15 protein-coding genes are annotated in these 17,325 nt (G+C 71.9%); 5 read left to right on the plus strand and 10 right to left on the minus strand.

The window, feature by feature from the left end; all coding sequences use genetic code 11:
- Positions 1-120 precede the first annotated feature (120 nt).
- Positions 121-384 carry a hypothetical protein gene (locus LV79_RS28375; RefSeq protein WP_253841348.1) on the plus strand — a complete coding sequence of 88 codons (264 nt, stop codon included), beginning with the start codon at positions 121-123 and terminating at the stop codon, positions 382-384.
- Positions 385-523: 139 nt separating this feature from the next.
- Positions 524-1,699 carry an MFS transporter gene (locus LV79_RS28380; protein ID WP_253841349.1) on the plus strand — a complete coding sequence of 392 codons (1,176 nt, stop codon included), beginning with the start codon at positions 524-526 and terminating at the stop codon, positions 1,697-1,699.
- A gap of 87 nt (positions 1,700-1,786) precedes the next feature.
- Here the strand turns inward: LV79_RS28380 and LV79_RS28385 are convergent, their stop codons facing one another.
- On the minus strand, positions 1,787-3,214 hold the full coding sequence (locus tag LV79_RS28385) for a M20/M25/M40 family metallo-hydrolase (RefSeq protein ID WP_253841350.1): 1,428 nt from the start codon (positions 3,212-3,214) through the stop codon (positions 1,787-1,789).
- Between the two features lie 298 nt (positions 3,215-3,512).
- On the opposite strand from LV79_RS28385, the gene LV79_RS28390 reads away from it, so the two are divergent.
- Complete coding sequence (locus tag LV79_RS28390; RefSeq protein WP_253841351.1) at positions 3,513-5,144, plus strand: methyl-accepting chemotaxis protein; 1,632 nt, start codon at positions 3,513-3,515, stop codon at positions 5,142-5,144.
- 741 nt (positions 5,145-5,885) lie between these two features.
- Here the strand turns inward: LV79_RS28390 and LV79_RS34165 are convergent.
- Complete coding sequence (locus tag LV79_RS34165; protein WP_285470345.1) at positions 5,886-6,854, minus strand: AraC family transcriptional regulator; 969 nt, start codon at positions 6,852-6,854, stop codon at positions 5,886-5,888.
- A gap of 125 nt (positions 6,855-6,979) precedes the next feature.
- On the opposite strand from LV79_RS34165, the gene LV79_RS28405 reads away from it, so the two are divergent.
- Entirely contained in the window at positions 6,980-7,783 is an 804-nt protein-coding gene (locus LV79_RS28405) for an NmrA family NAD(P)-binding protein (protein WP_253841352.1), read from the plus strand.
- Positions 7,780-8,235 (plus strand): DUF4345 domain-containing protein, encoded by a 456-nt coding sequence (locus LV79_RS28410; RefSeq protein WP_253841353.1) that lies wholly within the window; start codon positions 7,780-7,782, stop codon positions 8,233-8,235. Before LV79_RS28405 ends, LV79_RS28410 begins: the two co-directional genes overlap by 4 nt.
- A gap of 7 nt (positions 8,236-8,242) precedes the next feature.
- On the opposite strand, the gene LV79_RS34675 is transcribed toward LV79_RS28410, so the two are convergent.
- From LV79_RS34675 to LV79_RS28450, 8 genes are all read right to left on the minus strand, one after another.
- Complete coding sequence (locus LV79_RS34675; protein WP_253841354.1) at positions 8,243-8,986, minus strand: GNAT family N-acetyltransferase; 744 nt, start codon at positions 8,984-8,986, stop codon at positions 8,243-8,245.
- 18 nt (positions 8,987-9,004) lie between these two features.
- On the minus strand, positions 9,005-10,075 hold the full coding sequence (locus LV79_RS28420; RefSeq protein ID WP_253841355.1) for a transporter substrate-binding domain-containing protein: 1,071 nt from the start codon (positions 10,073-10,075) through the stop codon (positions 9,005-9,007).
- A complete protein-coding gene (locus LV79_RS28425; RefSeq protein ID WP_253841356.1) occupies positions 10,075-11,343 on the minus strand; it encodes a GlnX family signal transduction membrane protein in 1,269 nt (422 codons plus the stop codon). The genes LV79_RS28420 and LV79_RS28425 overlap by 1 nt, the downstream gene beginning before the upstream one ends.
- A gap of 61 nt (positions 11,344-11,404) precedes the next feature.
- A complete protein-coding gene (locus tag LV79_RS28430; protein ID WP_253841357.1) occupies positions 11,405-13,000 on the minus strand; it encodes a dipeptide ABC transporter ATP-binding protein in 1,596 nt (531 codons plus the stop codon).
- Positions 12,997-13,845, minus strand: a complete 849-nt coding sequence (locus LV79_RS28435) for an ABC transporter permease (protein WP_253841358.1) — start codon at positions 13,843-13,845, stop codon at positions 12,997-12,999. Before LV79_RS28435 ends, LV79_RS28430 begins: the two co-directional genes overlap by 4 nt.
- Positions 13,838-14,818 carry an ABC transporter permease gene (locus tag LV79_RS28440; RefSeq protein WP_253841359.1) on the minus strand — a complete coding sequence of 327 codons (981 nt, stop codon included), beginning with the start codon at positions 14,816-14,818 and terminating at the stop codon, positions 13,838-13,840. The genes LV79_RS28435 and LV79_RS28440 overlap by 8 nt, the downstream gene beginning before the upstream one ends.
- Positions 14,815-16,434 (minus strand): ABC transporter substrate-binding protein, encoded by a 1,620-nt coding sequence (locus LV79_RS28445; protein WP_253841360.1) that lies wholly within the window; start codon positions 16,432-16,434, stop codon positions 14,815-14,817. Before LV79_RS28445 ends, LV79_RS28440 begins: the two co-directional genes overlap by 4 nt.
- 222 nt (positions 16,435-16,656) lie before the next feature.
- Entirely contained in the window at positions 16,657-17,247 is a 591-nt protein-coding gene (locus LV79_RS28450) for a TetR/AcrR family transcriptional regulator (RefSeq protein ID WP_253841361.1), read from the minus strand.
- Positions 17,248-17,325: the final 78 nt, after the last annotated feature.

Consider the following 17,325-nt stretch of genomic DNA (forward strand, 5'->3'; position numbering starts at 1 on the left):
CACCCCCGAACGCGCGCCAGATGCCCACCCGCGTCTGGCGCGCGTTCGCGTGTTCCGCCACCGACAGGCCCGCCGTACGGTCGAAGGGGCACTGATCATCGGCTGACAGGTGCGAACGCGATGGCACAGCGGTGGGAAGCGGACCGCACGGCGGGGTTCGGCAGGCGGCTGGGCAAGTCGGCGGCCGAGCTCGGCCTCTCGGACAACAACCCGTCCTGCCCGGACGTGTGGGAGCTGGACAACGGTGACGTCGTGGTGATCGGGCGCGACCTCACCGACGACTACGCGACGCGGCTGCCCGAGGGGGTCAGCGTCGGCGCGGACGAGCGGTTGGTCGTCATCCCGCGCGCCACCATCCTGGCCGCGAAGGACGACTTGGTCTGATCTGTCCCCGCCGCCGTGGCCCACGCGGTCCCGGCGGCACCCCCGCCCGGTGCGGGATCTCACAGGTGCCGTTCCGGCTGGTGGTCGGGGTGGTGGTCGATGGACCGGTGGGATTGGGTGGGGTGGCGATGGGGGAGACATGACGGTGGCGGTGGGGGTTCGGCCGGTGGCGGCGGGGTGGTTGCCGTTGTTGTCGGCGCCCGTGGCCATGGCGAACAACGCGCCGGGGTTGGTGTTGGGGGAGATGGGGGGTGCGCTGGGGACGGCGCCCGCGACGACGGCGTGGGTGGTGACGGCGTTCGGGCTGGGGTTGGCGGTGGGGACGCCGGTGGCCGGGCACCTGATCCGGGGGCGTGGGGCCAGGGCCGCGTTGCTGGTCAGCGCCGGGTTCATGCTGGTGGGGACGTTGCTGCTGGTGGCGGCGCCGTCGTTCGGGCTGGTGGTGGCCGGACGGGTGGTCCAGGCCGTCGGGGGCAGCGGGATGATGGTGGTCGCGATCAACGCGGCGGGGACGGCGGCTCGGGCCGGGCTGGTGACGGCGGGCGCGGGGGTCGGGGGCGCGCTAGGCCCGATCGTCGGACTGGCGGTGACCTCGGCGACGTCCTGGCACGTGGCACTGGCGCTGGGCGCGGTCACGCTGGGGACGGTCCCGTTCCTGGTGTCACGGCTGCCTGACGCCGCACCGGGGGCCACGCGGTTCGACTTCGTCGGGGCCGGGCTGTTCCTCGGGCTGGTTCTCGCGCTGGTCCTGAGTACCCGGTTCGACGCCGCTGTGGTGGTCGCCGTGGCCACGGTCGTGCCGCTGGTGCTGTGGGTCCGCGCCCGACCCGAGGGGTTCGTCCCGGTCGCCCTCGTGCGGTCAAGGCCCTACCTGGTGGCCTGCGGGCTCATCCTTGCCCTGGCCACGGGCTACTTCTTCCTGCTCTACCGGGTGCCCGCCCTGCTGCGCGCCGCCGGGTGGGACGCGGGGCACATCGGGCTCGCCCAGTTGGTGCTTCTGCTCGCCGGATCCGCGCTGTCGCTGGTGTTCGCGTCCAACTTCGACCGCTTCGGCCGCCGCGTCGTCGTCGTGGGCATGGTCGCGCTCGGCGCCGTCGCCCAACTCCTCGGACTCCTGGTCGGCGTCAACCCGCTGCTCCCCGTCCTCGGCCTCGGCATCGCGGTCCTCGCCATGGTGTCCGCCCAAGCCGTCCTCATGATCACCGGCACCGAACACCTCACCCACGCCCACCGCCCCGTGGCCGTAGGCCTCTACTCCCTCTTCTTCCAACTCGGCGGCGCCTTCGGCCCGATGTTCGCCGCCCTGCTGACCTAGCCGCTCGGTCAACCCGACGGGGCGGTGAGGTCAGCAGGGCGCGAATGGCTGATCGAGTCAGTCGGATGGGTGAGGTGGGCGGGGTGGCTAGCTGGGCTGGATCGGGATCGGGCTCATCACCGATCGGAGGAGGAGGGCTTCGGCGAGGGTCATGTGTTCGAGTTCGGACTGGCTGACGCTCTCGTCGGCGCCGTGGGCGTGGGTGGTGGGTTCCTCGCAGCCCCACAGGACGATGTCCGACTCCGGGTTGGCGGCCTGGAGCGCGTTGACCAGGGGGATCGACCCGCCCTGACCGGCCCTGGCCACCGACGTCGCGTGGTACGCCTCCAGCAGCGCGCGCTCGATGTCGTCGCTGTGCTCGCCGGGGACCGAGACGAACCCCGAGCCCGACGCGATCCGCTTGACCACCGGCTTCAGGCCCCACGGCGCCGCCCCCATGATGTGCGCCTCCAGGGCCGCGTACGCCTCCCCGGCGTCCTGGTTCGGGGCCAGGCGCAGGCTCACCCTGGCCTTGGCCTTCGGGCACAGCACGTTCGTCGAGCCGCTGACCAGGGGCAGCCCGCTCAGCCCGACGACGTTGACCGACGGTTTGCCGTAGAGCAGCTTGGCGATGGTGCCGGACCCGATCAGGCTGGTCGTGGGCAGTACCCCGGCGTCGCGGCGGTAGGTCGCCTCGGTGACCGTCGGCCAGGCGTGGTCGAACTGGGTGAGGCCCGCGATGGCCACGTCGCCGGTCTTGCGGTCCTGCAGCGTGGCCAGGATCTGCACCAGCGCCATGAACGCGTCCGGCACCGGGCCGCCGAACATGCCGCTGTGCGCCTTGCCCGCCAGCGTCTCGACGGTGACCTCGGCGGCCACGATCCCGCGCAGCGTCTCGGTCAGCGTCGGCGCGCCGCGTTCGACGTTGCCCGCGTCCGCGACGATGACCAGGTCGGCGTGGAACCGGGGGTCGTCGGGGTGCTCGGCGAGGTAGGACTCCAGCACGCTGCTGCCCGCCTCCTCCTCGCCCTCGATGACCAGCTTGATGTTGAGCGGCAGCTGGCCCCGGTCACCGAGCAGCGCCTTGATCGCGCCGAGGTGCATCATCACGCCGGACTTGTCGTCGGCCGCGCCGCGCCCGTAGAGGCGCATGTCGTGGTTCTCGTCCATCTTCTCGGTCGGCTCGAACGGCTTGGTCGTCCACTTGGACGCGTCGGCGGGCTGCACGTCGTAGTGCGCGTAGAGCAGCACCGTGGCGACCGCGGTGTGCGCGACCTCGTCGGCGACCACCATCGGCGCGGACGTCTTCCCGCCGTGGGTGATCGTCTCCACCTTGGCCGTGCGCAGGCCCGCGGCGCGGAACAGCTCGGCGACCACCTCGGCGGTGTCGGCCAGCGGCGGGGCGGGGGTGGTCGCGACCGAGCGGTGCCGCACCAGGTCGCCGAGCGTGCTCCACAGCTCGGGCACCAGCTGGTGCACCCGGTCCCGGACCTGCTGCTCGGGCAGCACCATCGTCATGGGGGAGTTGGGGCGCATCGTCAGGCTCCTCTCGCCGTGGCGGCGTCGGCGGGCCCGGGTGTCCGCGGTGTCCGCGGGTGGTCCGCACTCCTCACCACAACACGCCCGCGCGCGGTGGGATACCGGTGTGACCTGATCAGGCGACACGCGAACCTCTCACTCGAACGAGTGGTCCGATTTGGTCAGTTGACCTCGGTGGGGGTCGATGAGGTGTCCGTTGCAGCTGGACCCAACGCGGGGTTGGCCGGGGTCGGTGCGCTGGTGCGCGCCCGCTCGACGGCCGCCGCGGCAGGACTCGACGAAGGGCGCCAAGGACATGACCGAGACCACCACCGCTGATCCCGCTGTCGCGGGCCGAGGAGGCGTGCGAGGGGTGTTCGCCAACCGCTCGCTCAGCACCAAGATCCTCTCTGTGGTCGTCTTCTCGACGCTGGTCACCATCGCCGTCGGGCTCGTCGGCGTCTTCGCGCTGAACTCCGCCGCGGACGCCACCAAGCGCATCGACAACAACGTCGCCGCGCTCAACGACCTGAACACGCTCAACGCGGCCGGGTCGGGCGGCACCCTGTACATGCTGCTGGCCACCGCGGTCGGCGACCCGGCCGAGGCGCAGAAGATCCTCGCCGAGGCCAACGCCAAGATCGACGTGTCGTTCGCCGCGTACAAGAGCTACCAGGAGCGCGGCACCTTCGACCAGGGGCTCATCGACGAGTGGAACGCCGCCAGCGCCGCGTTCGGCAAGGTCCTCGGCGAGAAGGTCATGCCCGCCGCGATGAGCGGTGACGCCAAGACCGGCGTCGACGCGTTCAACACCGAGGCCCTGCCGCTGCTGGTCAAGTTCAACGAGGTCTCCGCCCGGATGCTCGAGTCCGAGCGCAAGCGCACCCTGACCGAGATCGAGTCGGTCAGCGCCGAGCGCGACACCAGCATCACCCTCGCGGTCGTGCTGCTCAGCGCGGGCCTGGTCATCTCCTTCGGCGTCGGCGTGCTGATCACCCGCTCGATCACCAAGCCGATGCGCGGCCTGTCCGCCGCCCTCGAGGCCGTCGCCGACGGCGACCTCACCCAGCGCGTCGAGGTCCGCTCCAAGGACGAGGTCGGCCGGATGGCCGCCGCGCTCAACAAGGCCACCGACGGCACCCGCGCCATCGTCGGCACCATCTCCCGCGGTGTCGGCTCGCTCAAGGCCTCCACCCAGCAGATGGCCGACATGTCCAGCCAGGTCACCGCGTCCGCCGAGGAGACCTCCGCGCAGGCCGGTGTCGTCACCGCCGCCGCGGACCAGGTCGCGCTGAACGTGCAGACCGTGGCCACCGGCGCGGACGAGATGTCGGCGTCGATCAAGGAGATCGCGCAGTCGGCCAACGAGGCCGCCGGTGTCGCCGGTCAGGCCGTGTCCGTCGCCGCCGCCACCAACGGGACCGTCGCGAAGCTCGGCGAGTCGTCGATGGAGATCGGCAACGTCGTCAAGGTCATCACCTCGATCGCCGAGCAGACCAACCTGCTCGCGCTCAACGCCACCATCGAGGCCGCCCGGGCCGGTGACGCGGGCAAGGGCTTCGCCGTCGTCGCCAACGAGGTCAAGGACCTGGCCCAGGAGACCGCCAAGGCCACTGAGGACATCTCGCGCCGAGTCGAGATGATCCAGGCCGACACGGCGAACGCGGTGAACGCCATCGACGAGATCTCCGAGATCATCGGCCGGATCAACGACTTCCAGCTGACCATCGCCTCGGCGGTGGAGGAGCAGACCGCCACCACCACCGAGATGAACCGCAACGTCGGCGAGGCGTCCGCCGGTGTCTCCGAGATCGCCGCCAACATCGGCGGCGTCGCCGAGAGCGCCGGGAACACCACCGGCACGGTCACCAAGACCACCGAGGTCCTCGACGACCTCTCCCGCCTCTCAGCCGAACTCCAGAGCCAGGTCAGCCGTTTCCACCTCTAACCCGCGCCACTCTTGTTGCCCCGCGCGGCCGGACTCCCTCATCGGGAGCTCCGGCCGCGCGGTCGTTTCTGTCCACAGTGGAGCTATTGCCCAACGGCCTTGCCGCGCCTGCCTAGCGCTCGCGTCGTGAAGCCGCTCTGCGCTCACGGGCTTGCTTGAGCCCAGCCCCACTCCCCTCGCGTGCCCGAGGAGTCCCTCGCCCAACTGACCCCGCTTCGCGCCCCCACGCCCCCGATTCCGCTCTACCAAGCCCACTTCGCGCCACCGGCCAGCCGGTTCCCCTTCGCCCCCCGCATCCCTCGCCTTGCTGCGCGGCCTCGCCTTCACACGACCTAGATCGCCTCGCCCCCCGGGCTGCCGCGTTCGCTTCATCCCTTGCGCGACCGAGACCGCTTTGCCTCTCAGCGCTGCCGCGCTCGCTTACTCCCGCACCGCCGCGCCTGCTTCGCGCCCGCGCCAACGAGATCGCTTCGCGCCCCCCGCTCCACCGAGCCGCCTCGCGCCCGCGCGCGCAGGCAACCCCCTGCCCGGCCCCCACCCTCTCCGGGGGGCGTCCCTGGGCCAGTCTACCGGGACCCCCCGACAGTGGATCTTGAACAAGCCCCCGCAGAGATCCACATGTGGATAACTTCTGTCACCCATAAGACGGAAAATTGAGCCACCCCCAACCAAAGATCCCCAGCTCAACGCACAACCCCACCCCAAGAACAGCCGGCCGCCAGCAACTCGCCCCGCAGGTGATCAGGAAGGTTGACCAGGCAGCGGCATGGGTTGGCGGGCGGCGCCGGGGGAGGTGCCGAAGGTGCGTTTGAAGGCTCGGCAGAAGGCGGCTTCGGAGGTGTAGCCGTAGCGGCGGGCTATGGCGTGGAGGGGGGCTGGAGAGGTGGCCAGGTGGAGGCGGGCTAGGCCTAGGCGCCAGGTGGCGAGGTAGTGCATGGGGGGTTCGCCGACGAGGGTGGTGAAGCGGGCGGAGAAGGTGGAGCGGGACATGCCTGCGGTGGTGGCGAGGGTGGCTACGGTCCAGGGGTGTTCGGGGGCGCGGTGGATGGCGAGCAGGGCGCGGCCGATGTGGGGGTCGCGGAGGGCGGCGAGCCAGCCGAGGCGGGCCTCGGGGGCGGTGTCGAGCCAGGCGCGGATGGACTGGATGACCAGGACGTCGGCCAGGCGGGTCAGCACGGTCTCGCCGCCGGGGCGCGGGGTGGCGGCCTCGCGGGTGATGAGGTTGAGCGTGCTGTGCACCCAGTCGTCGTCGAGTGAGCGCAGGTACAGCACCGTGGGGAGTTGCGCGAGCAGCCGCTGGGCCGCGACGTGGTCGAAGCGCATCACCGCGTACGTGACCTGGCTCGGCGCGCCACCCCCGCCGTAGGTCATCGTCTCGAGCAGGTCGCTGACCCTGGTCACCTCCAGGTCGAACAGCGGCTCGACCGCCGCGTCCGGCGCGCTGCGCAACCGGTGCGCCGACCCGTGCGGCAGCAGCGTCAGGCTGCCCTGCGGGAGCCGCACCTGCTCGCCGTCGGCCACCTCCAGCCACGCCTCGCCGGACGTCACGACCTGCAAGATCATGTACTCCGGCAGGTCCGGCACGTCGACCCCCCACGGCGCGGTCAGCTCGGCGCGGCAGTAGAGCGTGCCGGTGAGGCGCAGCAGGTGCAGCACCTCGCCGAGCAGGTCGGTGCTCTCGGGGAGGTCGCGGGTCGGGCTGCTCGGCATGTGACCAGTATGCCGGTCGTCCACCCGTTCTGGACGATCGGCACAGAAGCGCGGACGCATCGTCATTGAACGTCCAGCGAGACGCCCCAAGACTGGACGCTACCTACAACAGCGAGGAGCGTTCGATGTCCATTCTCGTCATCGGGTCCACCGGCAAGACCGGGGTCCGCGTGCTGCGCGGCCTGGAGCGCCGGGGCGTCGCGGCCACCGGTGTCGCCCGCGGCACCACCCCGCGGTTCGACTGGACCGAGCCCGACACCTGGGCCCCAGCGCTCGCGGGTGCCAGCGCCGTCTACATCACCTACGCCCCCGACCTGGCCGCCAAGAGCGCCCCCGCCGCGATCGAGCGGTTGACCGAACTCGCGACCGCCGCGGGCGTCGAGCGGCTGGTGCTGCTGTCCGGCCGGGGCGAGCACAACGCGGGCGTGTGCGAGGAGATCGTCCGGGCATCCACAGTGGACACGACGATCGTGCGGGCCAGTTGGTTCGCGCAGAACTTCAGCGAGGGCGCGCTGCGCGACTCCGTGCTCGACGGCGTGTTCGCGCTCCCCGCCGGTGACCTCGCCGAGCCGCTGGTCGACGTCGACGACATCGCCGACGTCGTGGTCGCCGCGCTCACCGAGGACGGGCACGCGGGCAAGGTCTACGAGGTCACCGGCCCCCGCCTGCTGACCTTCGCCGAGGCCGCCGCCGAGATCAGCGCCGCCTCCGGCCGCGAGGTCCGGTACCTGCCGGTGACCCTGGAGCAGTTCAACACCGCGCTCGTCGAGGCGGTCGGACCGGAGTACGCGGAGATCGTCACCGCCCTGTGCGCCGAGGTGTTCGACGGCCGCAACGCCTCGGTCACCCACGGCGTCCGCGAGGCCCTCGGCCGCGAGCCGCGCGACTTCAGCGAGTTCTGCGCCGCCGCCTTCAGGAGCCAGCCGTGACCAAGGAGCCAGTCGTGACCAAGCGGCCAGCCGCGTCCAACGGGCCTGCCGTGACCAAGCCGGTCGTGAACAAGGTCATCCTCGCCATCGCCGGTCTCGTCGCCGTCGTCATCGGTGGTGCCCTGCTGTTCGTCCCCGTCGGGTTCCACGAGCTCAGCGGCCTTGCCGCCGCCACCGATCCCGGCAACGTCAGCGAGGTCAGGGCAGGCGGTGCCGCCGTCCTGATCGCGGGCGCGGTCATCATGCGCGGCGCTTTCAAGCCCACCCTGACCAGGTTCGCTGCCCTAGTGGGGACCGGCTTCTTCCTCGCCTACGGGGTGGGGCGGTTGATCGGCATCGTCGCGGACGGCCTGCCGCCAAGCGGGATCGTGACGGCCATGGTCAGCGAGCTCGTCCTCGGCATCGCCTGCGCCTCGGTGGTGGCGCGCACCCGTGACCGGGCCCCGGTGTGACCGGGGGTCAGTCCAGCGGTTGGTCCACAAAGGACCGGTGGGCGGCCGCGGCGATGGGCCGGGCGGTGAGGCCCAGCTTGGTGTAGAGCGTGCGGGCCGCGTCGTTCCACGAGTCGACCATGAGCGCGGCCCGGCCGGTCCTGGCGACCAGCGTGTCCACCACCAGCCCGCACACCGCCGCGGCGTGCCCGCGACCGCGCGCGGCCGGGGCGGTGACCACCCCGGCGAGGAACCCGACCTCCGGCGCGGACCAGGCGTCGGCGGCGGCCGCGACGAGGGCGCCGTGCTCGTCGCGCACCCCGGCCCAGCGCCGGATCCCGGTGCCGCCCGGTCGCGCGTACGACCCGGGGTACTCGGTGTCGAGCAGCGCCCGCACCTCGGGGACGGCGTCGGCGCCGAGCCAGCTCGCGCCGCCGCGGAACCCGGTGCGGTCGCTGGTGTCCATCCACCAGAACCGGTCGAGCAGCTCGATCTCCGGGAACGCCGCCACCACCTCGGTGACCGCGTCCGCGTCGCCGAGCGGCCGGTACTCCGGGCCGACCTCGGCCAGCGCGTGCCGCACCAGCCCGAGCAGCCGCCCGCCGGTGCCGTGCACCGCGAGCCGGTGCCGCCGGGACAGGTCCGGGCAGGCCACGACCACCGCGTCGCCGTCGCGCCAGGCGCGTACCCCCGGCCGCATCCCCTGGGCGCTCCACAGCACCAGGGGATCGGCGGGCAGGTCGGAGACAGCGGTCAGCCGCGTGGGTGGCACAGGTACATCATGGCCGCATCAGGGGTCCAGGTAGCGCGAGGCGGGGATGGGCTTGCGGCCGGGCACGGTGCCGAACCACTTCTCGTAGGCCGCGGCGAGGCTGCCGTCCGCGCGCATCCGGTCCAGGACGCCGTTGACGAACCGCACCAGGTCTTGGTCCTCGTCGCTGAAGGCGATGCCCGCCTCACCCGTGCTGGGGGCGCGGTAGTCGAGCAGGACGGTCGTGGGGTCCTGCAGCCGGAAGCCCTCCAGGATCAGCACGTCGGTGTAGATCGCGTCGACGAGCCCGCGCTGCAGCAGCATCAGGCACTCGCTGGTGTCGTTCACCGACACCGGGACGACCTCGGACTTGCCAGCCGCGCGCTGCCGGTCCCGGAACTCGATCATCTCGTCGCTGTTGGTGGTCGCGGTGCCGGAGCAGATCTTGCGGCCGCCGAGGTCGTCGGGCGAGTTGACGCCGTGGTGGTCCCCGGTGCGCACCATGAGACCGGTGGTGGTGGTCAGGTACGGCGCGGAGTAGCGCAACCCGTAGGTGTCGACCCGCCCGCACGTGATGCTGACATCGGCGATGACCATGTCGAGGTTGGGGAGTTCCCCGAGTTCCGGGCGCTGCTTGCGCGCCTCCCGGTTCTTGGCCGTGTCCACGGCGAACAGGCGGCTCCCGGTCGGCATCGTCACCAGGCGCAGGCGGGAGTCGTCCGGCTGGAGGGGTTCGCCGAAGAGCTCCCGGGCGATCCGGCGGACGATGTCGACCTCGAAGCCGACGAGTTCACCGGTGGCGAGGTCGCGGCGGCTGAACAGCGGGGCGGTCTGGCTCACCCCCACCACGAAGCGCTTGTCCTCGTTGCGGATCCGGTTCAGCGTCGGGGTCCGCACCTGCTCGAGACCGGCCGGGCTCAGGCTGCGCCCGGGATCGGGGCAGGCCCGCACCGGCGGCGAGTGCACCGCGGGCTCGGTGTAGCCCTCCGGCCAGATCACCGGCGCGGACCGGTTCGGTCGCGGCGCGGGCTCCACGGCTCCACACCCCGCGGCGACCAGCACCGCGGTCAGGGCCAGCAGGACAGCGCGAACGGGGGCGGGGGTGCGCATCAGTAGTACTCCCGGATCCGCGGCCACAGCCCCCAGCCGAGCGAGAGCAGGGCCAGGGTGGCGCACACCACGAACACCGCGTCGATGTTCGTCAGCGCGCCCCTCGCCGTGGCCGTGCTGGTGGCCGCGTGGGTGCTGTGCCAGGTGATGGCGTCGGTGAGGACCTCGTCGAACTGCTGGGCGTGCGCGGCCTGGTCGGTGCCGATGACCAGACCGGACATCTGCTGGTAGGTCAGCGGCGCGCCGCCCGGCTCGATCAGCGGCCGCACCGCCGCCCGCCAGGACAGCAGCGCGGTGGCCGCCCGGTCGATCCGCTGCCGGTCACCGCCGCCGCTGCCCGCCGCGCTGACCTGCTCGTCGAGCGCGGCGAGGCCGTCGCGCAGGCTGGCGACGTCGCCGACCTTCGGGAACACCAGGATCCGCACCTCGTCCCCGTCGGCCTCCCTGGCCAGGTTGCGGGCCTTGGCCAACGGCGCGACGACGGTGTCGAACTCGCGCACGCTGGCGCCGGCGTGCCCGGCGGCCACGGTGACCGAGATCCCCACGGTGACCAGCGAGGCGAGCACCAGCGCGGTCGAGAGCACCAGCCCCCGGTTGAACCTGCGCCGCGTCCGGCGGGCCAGGTACCGCTGTGCCAGCACGAAGAGGACCAGGGTCGCCGCGCCGACCGCGAACACCTCCCACGGTGGTCGCCCGGCCGCTGACTGCGCCTCGGTCAACGCGGCCGCTTGCTCGCGGTGCAGCTCACCGGCCAGCCGCAGCAGGTCGCCGCGCACGAGGTGCGAGGCCTGCGCGAGGTAGGACGTGCCGACGGGCTGGCTGACGGCGCTGTGCCGCCACCCGGACTCGACCAGCCGCGAGTACTCCGGCAGCCGGTCCGCCAGGTCGCGCACCCGGTCGGCCGACGGGCCCGCGGGGGTGAGGGAGGCCGCCACCCGCAGCGCGTCCGCCGCGTCGAACAGGTCCTCCCGGAAGCGCTTGCGCTCGGCGCTGACCCGGTGCGGCTCGACCACCACGGCGTTGAGCGAGGTCGCGTCCGCGTCGGCCAGCGCCCGGTAGACGTCGAGCGCCGCGCCGGTGAGCGTGTTGCCCCGGTGCACCGCGTCGTCGAGCAGCGCCTCGCGGTCGCGCACCGCCGACTGCCCGAGGAACCCCAGCAGCACGAGCGCGGCCGCGAGCACGGCGGTCACCGCGACCAGGCGCTGCTCGGTCCGCTCGAACCGCCCGGCGACCCCTGCCAGCACCGACGTCCAACCCCGGGCGGACACCCGGGATCGCGCACTGTCGATCATCACTAGCTGTCGTCGGGCGGGCTCGGGGCGTTACGCCTCAGCGGATCGGGTCCGGTGCGACCGCACCGGGGATGGCCGCGAGCAACTCCTTGGTGTACTGCGCCGTCGGGGCGGTGAGCACCGCGTCCGCCGGGCCGTACTCGACGACCGAACCACCGCGCATGACCGCGATGTGGTCGGCGATCTCCCGCACCACGGCCAAGTCGTGCGTGATGAACAGGTACGTCAGCCCCAACTCCTCCTGCAGCCGCACGAGCAGGCGCAGGATCTGGGCCTGCACCGAGACGTCGAGCGCGGAGACCGGTTCGTCGCACACCAGCAGGTCCGGGTGCAGCGCCAGCGCCCTGGCGATCGCCGCGCGCTGCCGTTGCCCGCCGGAGAGCTCCGCGGGCTTGCGGGCCAGCATCCCCGACGGGAGGGCGACCTGGTCGAGCAGTTCGGCGGCCCGGGCGCGGCGGTCGGCGGGGGAGCCGACCCCGAAGGCGCGCAACGGCTCGGTGACGATCTCCTCGATGGTGAACCGGGGGTTGAGCGAGGCGTACGGGTTCTGGTAGACGAGCTGGAAGCGCCGCCGCAACAGCCGTAGATCTTCCCGGCCGAGCGCGGTGATGTCGTTGCCGTCGAAGGTCACCGTGCCCTCGGTCGGCGCCTCCAGGCCGACCACTACCCGGGCCGTCGTCGTCTTGCCGGAGCCGGACTCGCCCACCAGGGCCAGGGTGCGGCCGCGGGTGAGGGTGAACGACACGTCGTCGACAACCTTGGTCTTGCCGTCGAACGACTTCGCGACACCGGTCACCGCCAGCAGCACGTCCGAGCCTGCATCCCGTCGGGGCCGCAGGGGTTCCCTGGCCAGGCTCGGCGCGGCCGCCAGCAGTTCACGGGTGTACGGGTGGCTCGCCGCGGTGAGGATCTCCCTGGTCGACCCGGTCTCCACGACCTCGCCCTGGGACATCACCACGACACGCGCCGCGCGGTCGGCCGCCACCCCGAGGTCGTGGGTGATCAGCAGCACCGCGGTGCCGGACTCGACGGCCAACCCCTCCAGGTGGTCCAGGATCTCGCGCTGCACCGTGACGTCCAGCGCGCTGGTCGGCTCGTCGGCGATGATCAGCCGCGGCCTGCCCGCCAGCGCGATCGCGATCAGCACCCGTTGCCGCAGCCCGCCGGACAGCTCGTGCGGGTACTGCCGCGCCCGGCGCTCCGGTTCCGGGATGCCCGCCGACCGCAGCAACCGGATCGCCTCGGCCGCCGCCGCTCGCCTGGGCGCCAACCGGTGCACCAGCAGGACCTCGGCGACCTGCTCCCCGACCCGCCGCACCGGGTCCAGCGACACCGTCGGGTCCTGCGGCACCAGCGCGATGTCGGTGCCGCGCAGCCCCTGCCACTGCTTGTCCGAGAGCCCGGTCAGCTCCCGCCCGGCGAAGGTGATCGACCCAGACTCGACCCGCCCGCCGCGCGGCAGCAACCCGATCGCGGCGTGCGCGGTGGTGGACTTGCCCGACCCGGACTCGCCGACGACGGCCACGATCTCGCCCGGCGCGACCGTCAGGTCCGCCTTGCGCACGGCGGGCACCACCCCGGACCGGGTGTGGTAGGACACCACCAGGTCGCGGATCTCCAGCAGCGCGCTCACACCAGCCTCCGTTCACCGTCGAGCGCCCGGGACACCCGGTTCGTGGCCAGCACCACGGCCGCGACCGTCAACCCCGGGAACGTCGTCATCCACCACGCGGTGGCCAGGAACCCGCGCCCACCGGCCACCAGCGACCCCCACTCCGGCGTCGGCGGCGTCGCGCCGTAGCCCAGGAAGCTCAACGCGGACACCTCCAGCACCGCGGTGCCGAAGGTCAGCGTCGCCAGCACCAGCACCGGTCCGAGCGAGTTGGGCAGGATGTGCCTGGCCAGCACCCCGGTCCAGCGCACCCCCGCCGCCCGCGCGGCCTCCACGAAAACGCCTGTGCGCACCCGCAGCACCTCGGCGCGCATGAGCCGCGCGAACGTCGCCAGGTTCGCCACCCCGACGGCGATCGCGACGTTGGTGGTGCCGAAGCCCAGCGCGGTCACCAGCGCCAGCGACAGCAGGATCGACGGCACCGACTGCAGCACGTCGACCACCCGCATCACCAGCGAGTCGACCCACCCGCCGCGACTGCCCGCCAGCAGGCCCAGCGCGGCGCCCGCGATCAGCGACACCAGCACCGACAGGACCGTTGCCCGCAGGGACAAGGCGGCGCCGTGCACGACCCGGGCGAACACGTCCCGCCCGGTCTCGTCGGTGCCGAAGAGGTGTGCCGCCGAGGGGCCCTGCAACCGCTCGGCGGGCACACCGGCAATGGGGTCGTGCGCGGTGAACAACTCCGGGACCACCGCCCACAACAGCACGAGCAGGATCACCGCTACCGACAGCACAAGTCCGGGTCGGCGCAGGTAGAACCCGGCCTCCCGCCTGGCCGCGCTCGGGGTGGCGACACTAGACACCGGACACCGCCTTGCCTCTGGACTGGGCCTTCGCCGTGACCCGACCGGCGAGCCGGGGGTCGAGCACCGGGTAGAGCAGGTCGACGGCGAGGTTGAGCACCACGAAGAACAGCGCGGCCAGCACGATCACCGCCTGCACCACCGGGATGTCCTGCGCGCTGACCGCCGACGCGGTGACCCGCCCGATGCCGTCGCGGGAGAACACCGACTCGGTGATCACCGAACCCGCCAGCAGGTTCCCCGCGAGCACCCCGACCAGGGTCAGCGCGGGCAGCGCGGCGTTGCGCAGCACGTGTCCGAAGTGGACCCGCGCTCGGCTCGCGCCCTTGGCCAGCACCACCTCGACGTACGGTTCGTCGAGCTGGGTGCGCAGGCTCTTGGCCAGCACCTGGCCGATGATGGCCCCCGTCGGCAGCGCCAGCGTCACCGCGGGCAGCACCAGCGCGGAGAACCCGTCCGACCCCAGCGCGGGTACCCAGCCGAGGTTGAACGAGAAGATCTGGATCAGCACCAGCCCCACCCAGAACGTCGGCAGCGAGTTGCCCAGCGGCGGCAACGACGCCAGGAACTGGCTGAGCCACCGCGACCGCGTGTACGTGCCCAGGATCGCGATCGCACCGCCGAAGACGACCGCGAACAGCAGACCGAGCCCGGTGATCGACAGCGTGGAGGGCAACGCGTTGAGCACCAGCGTGGTCGCGTCCTCGCCGCTCGCGATGGACCGGCCGAAGTCGCCCTGGACGGCGGCGAGCAGGCGCTTGCCGTACTGCACCACGACCGGGTCGTCCAGACCGAGGGCGGCGTGCTCGCGGGCCACGTCCGCCGCGGTCAGCGTCGAGCCGCCGTCACCCCCGCCGAGCTTGGCGAGCACCGCGTCGCCCGGCAGCAGGTAGAGGATCACGAAGGACAGCGTGAACGCCGCCCACAGCACGACCACCGCCTGCGCCAGGCGGCGCGGTATCCCGTTCGTCATCCGGCGAGCCAGGCGTCGAACAGCCGCATCCGCGAGGACGCCTCGAACGCCACGTCGTGCGTCTTCGGGCCGAGACCCCACACCTGGGTCAGCTCGAACACCGGCACCGCGTACGCCTGCTCGATGATCACCCGCTGCGCCTGCTCCACGGCGGGCTTGCGGGTGGCGTCGTCCACTGTGGCCGCTTGCGCGTCCAGCGTGGCGTCGAGCGGGTTGCCCGCGGCGAGCTTGCTGCGGTTGCCCGCCTTGGTGGAGAACAACTGCCGCAGGATGTCCGCGTCGGCCCGGGTCGTGTTGTACCAGATGAAGTCGTAGTCCCCGGCCAGCGTCAGCTGCGTGGTCTCCGCAGTGGTCCGCTGCTCGATCCGCAGGTCGAACCCGATCTTGCGCAACTGCTGCTGCACCAGCTCCAGCACGCTCTGGTTCTGGTTGAACACCAGCGAGAACACGATCTTCGCGGTCAGCCGCTGCCCGTCCTTGACCCGGATGCCGTCCGGACCGGGCGCCCAGCCCTGCTCGTCGAGCAGCTTCTTGGCGCCGTCGGGGTCGTAGGCGAGTTCCTTGGACAGGTCCAGGTGCAGCGGGGTGGCCGAGCCGAGGATGCTCGACGCGGGCTTGTAGTTCTTGGTCAGCACGGTGTCGGTGACCTCCTGGCGGTTGACGCCCTTGAGCACCGCCTGGCGCACCTTCACGTCGCTGAGCACGCCGCGGGTGACGTTCGCGTGCAGGTTGAACACGATGCCCGGGTTGGCCCGCACCGGCTCGGTGAACCCGTTGCCCGCGAACTGCGGCTCGTCGACCGGTTGCACGTCGGTGATCGCGTCGAGCTGACCGGAGGCGAGGCTGCCGGTGCGCACGCCGGGTTCCGGCACGATCCGGAACTCCACCTTGTCCAGGTACGCCTCACCGGTGTGCTTCCACAGCGGCGAGCCCCAGGCGTAGCCCTTGCGCTTGCTGATCACGATCTGCTGGTTGGACTTGAAGCTCTCGAACACGAACGGCCCGGACCCGACCAGACCGTCGCCCTGGCACCGCTGCTCCGGGGTCTTCTGGTAGGCCGACGGCGCCAGCACGCCGAGCGACATCGTCGAGCTGGCCTGCAGGAACTGCGCGCTCGGGGCTGAGAAGTCGAGCCGCACCGTGCTCGGATCGACGACCGTGGCGCTCTTGTACGCCGCGAGGTACCCGTTGCCCAGCTGCGCCTTCGGCCCGATCGCCTTGATGCCGTCGAAACTGGCCTTGACCGCGGCCGCGTCGACGGGGGTGCCGTCGGAGAACGTCGCCCCCTTGCGCAGGGAGAACGTGAAGCTGGTGGAGTCCGCGTTGACCTCCCACTTCTCCGCCAGCCAGGGGGTGATCTTGCCGTTGCCCGGGTCCTGGTCGGTCAGCGAGTCGACCAGCTGGCGGCCCACGTTCAGCGCGGCGTTGGTGCCGACCTGTTGCGGGTCAAGGCAGTCCGGGTTGGACGAGATCCCCAACCGCAGCGTGCCGCCCGCGCGTGGCGGTCCCGCGTCACCACCACCGCTCGCGGCGGGGGCCGTGCCGCAGGCGGCGGCCAGTCCGAGAACCAGGACGAGTCCGGTGGCGGATAAGAGACGTACGGGGTTCCCGAACACGAGTGTGCCTCCAGCGGGGGAAAAGCGGATCAGCACAGCCACGCTAACCGCGATCCCACGCCCGGTCCCACGCACTGAATGGCACTCCCACATCGCGGGCGGCGATGGGAGCCCCTTGACCGCGCACCCGCATGTGTACTCGGCGAAACCGGTTGCCGGAAACAGGTTCGCGGTGGCTCAACCAGTGGTACCCGCGTTCCCACGATGTGATCGACAGGGCCGCTACCTGCGCGTCACCGCGTCCCAGGCGGCCATCGCGGCGTCAACCACCGCCACCAGCTGCGTGGTGGAGGCGTTGTCCCGCGCCCGCACGGACATTCCATAAAGGACTGAAAGGTAGAAGTCGGCCACCGCCTCCGGTGCCGTGGTGAACTCGCCGCGGGCGTGCGCCTCGCTCAACCTGGCCACCAGGTCGGCCCGGTCCCGCGCCCGGATGTCCGTCACCAGCGTGCGCACGGGGTCGTTCGCCGCGCTGATGTTGGTCGCCGCGAGCACCACCATGCAGCCGGGTGGGGTGTCGGGCTCGGCGTAGGCGGCCGCCCGTGCGCGCAGCATCCGCTCCACCGCCTGGCACGCGGTGGGCGCGGCGTAGAAGCCGTCCGCGGTGCCCGTGCCGTTGTAGAGGTCGATGGCCTCCCGGAACAGCCGCTCCTTGCTGCCGAACGCGGTGTAGAGGCTGCGCGTGCCGATGCCCATCGCGGCCGTCAGGTCGGCGATCGACACCGCCTCGTAGCCGCGCTCCCAGAACAGGCGCATGGCTGTGCGCAGGGCCGCGTCGCGGTCGAACTCGCGCGGCCGACCGGGTCCCGGCATCACGCCTCCTCGCGGTTGACAGCGCCGATGCTACTGCGGCAGGCTGATTAAGCAACGTTCGATGCACAATTAGGGAGC

The organism is Actinokineospora globicatena (assembly GCF_024171945.1).
In the GTDB taxonomy this organism is placed as follows: Bacteria; Actinomycetota; Actinomycetes; order Mycobacteriales; family Pseudonocardiaceae; genus Actinokineospora; species Actinokineospora globicatena.

What these genes read in the sequence shown, in the direction of transcription:
- LV79_RS28375 (WP_253841348.1), top strand. Translation starts at nt 121, where the DNA reads ATGGCACAGCGGTGGGAAGCGGACCGCACGGCGGGGTTCGGCAGGCGG.
- LV79_RS28380 (WP_253841349.1), top strand. Translation starts at nt 524, where the DNA reads ATGACGGTGGCGGTGGGGGTTCGGCCGGTGGCGGCGGGGTGGTTGCCG.
- LV79_RS28385 (WP_253841350.1), bottom strand. Translation starts at nt 3,214, where the DNA reads ATGCGCCCCAACTCCCCCATGACGATGGTGCTGCCCGAGCAGCAGGTC.
- LV79_RS28390 (WP_253841351.1), top strand. Translation starts at nt 3,513, where the DNA reads ATGACCGAGACCACCACCGCTGATCCCGCTGTCGCGGGCCGAGGAGGC.
- LV79_RS34165 (WP_285470345.1), bottom strand. Translation starts at nt 6,854, where the DNA reads ATGCCGAGCAGCCCGACCCGCGACCTCCCCGAGAGCACCGACCTGCTC.
- LV79_RS28405 (WP_253841352.1), top strand. Translation starts at nt 6,980, where the DNA reads ATGTCCATTCTCGTCATCGGGTCCACCGGCAAGACCGGGGTCCGCGTG.
- LV79_RS28420 (WP_253841355.1), bottom strand. Translation starts at nt 10,075, where the DNA reads ATGCGCACCCCCGCCCCCGTTCGCGCTGTCCTGCTGGCCCTGACCGCG.
- LV79_RS28440 (WP_253841359.1), bottom strand. Translation starts at nt 14,818, where the DNA reads ATGACGAACGGGATACCGCGCCGCCTGGCGCAGGCGGTGGTCGTGCTG.
- LV79_RS28450 (WP_253841361.1), bottom strand. Translation starts at nt 17,247, where the DNA reads ATGCCGGGACCCGGTCGGCCGCGCGAGTTCGACCGCGACGCGGCCCTG.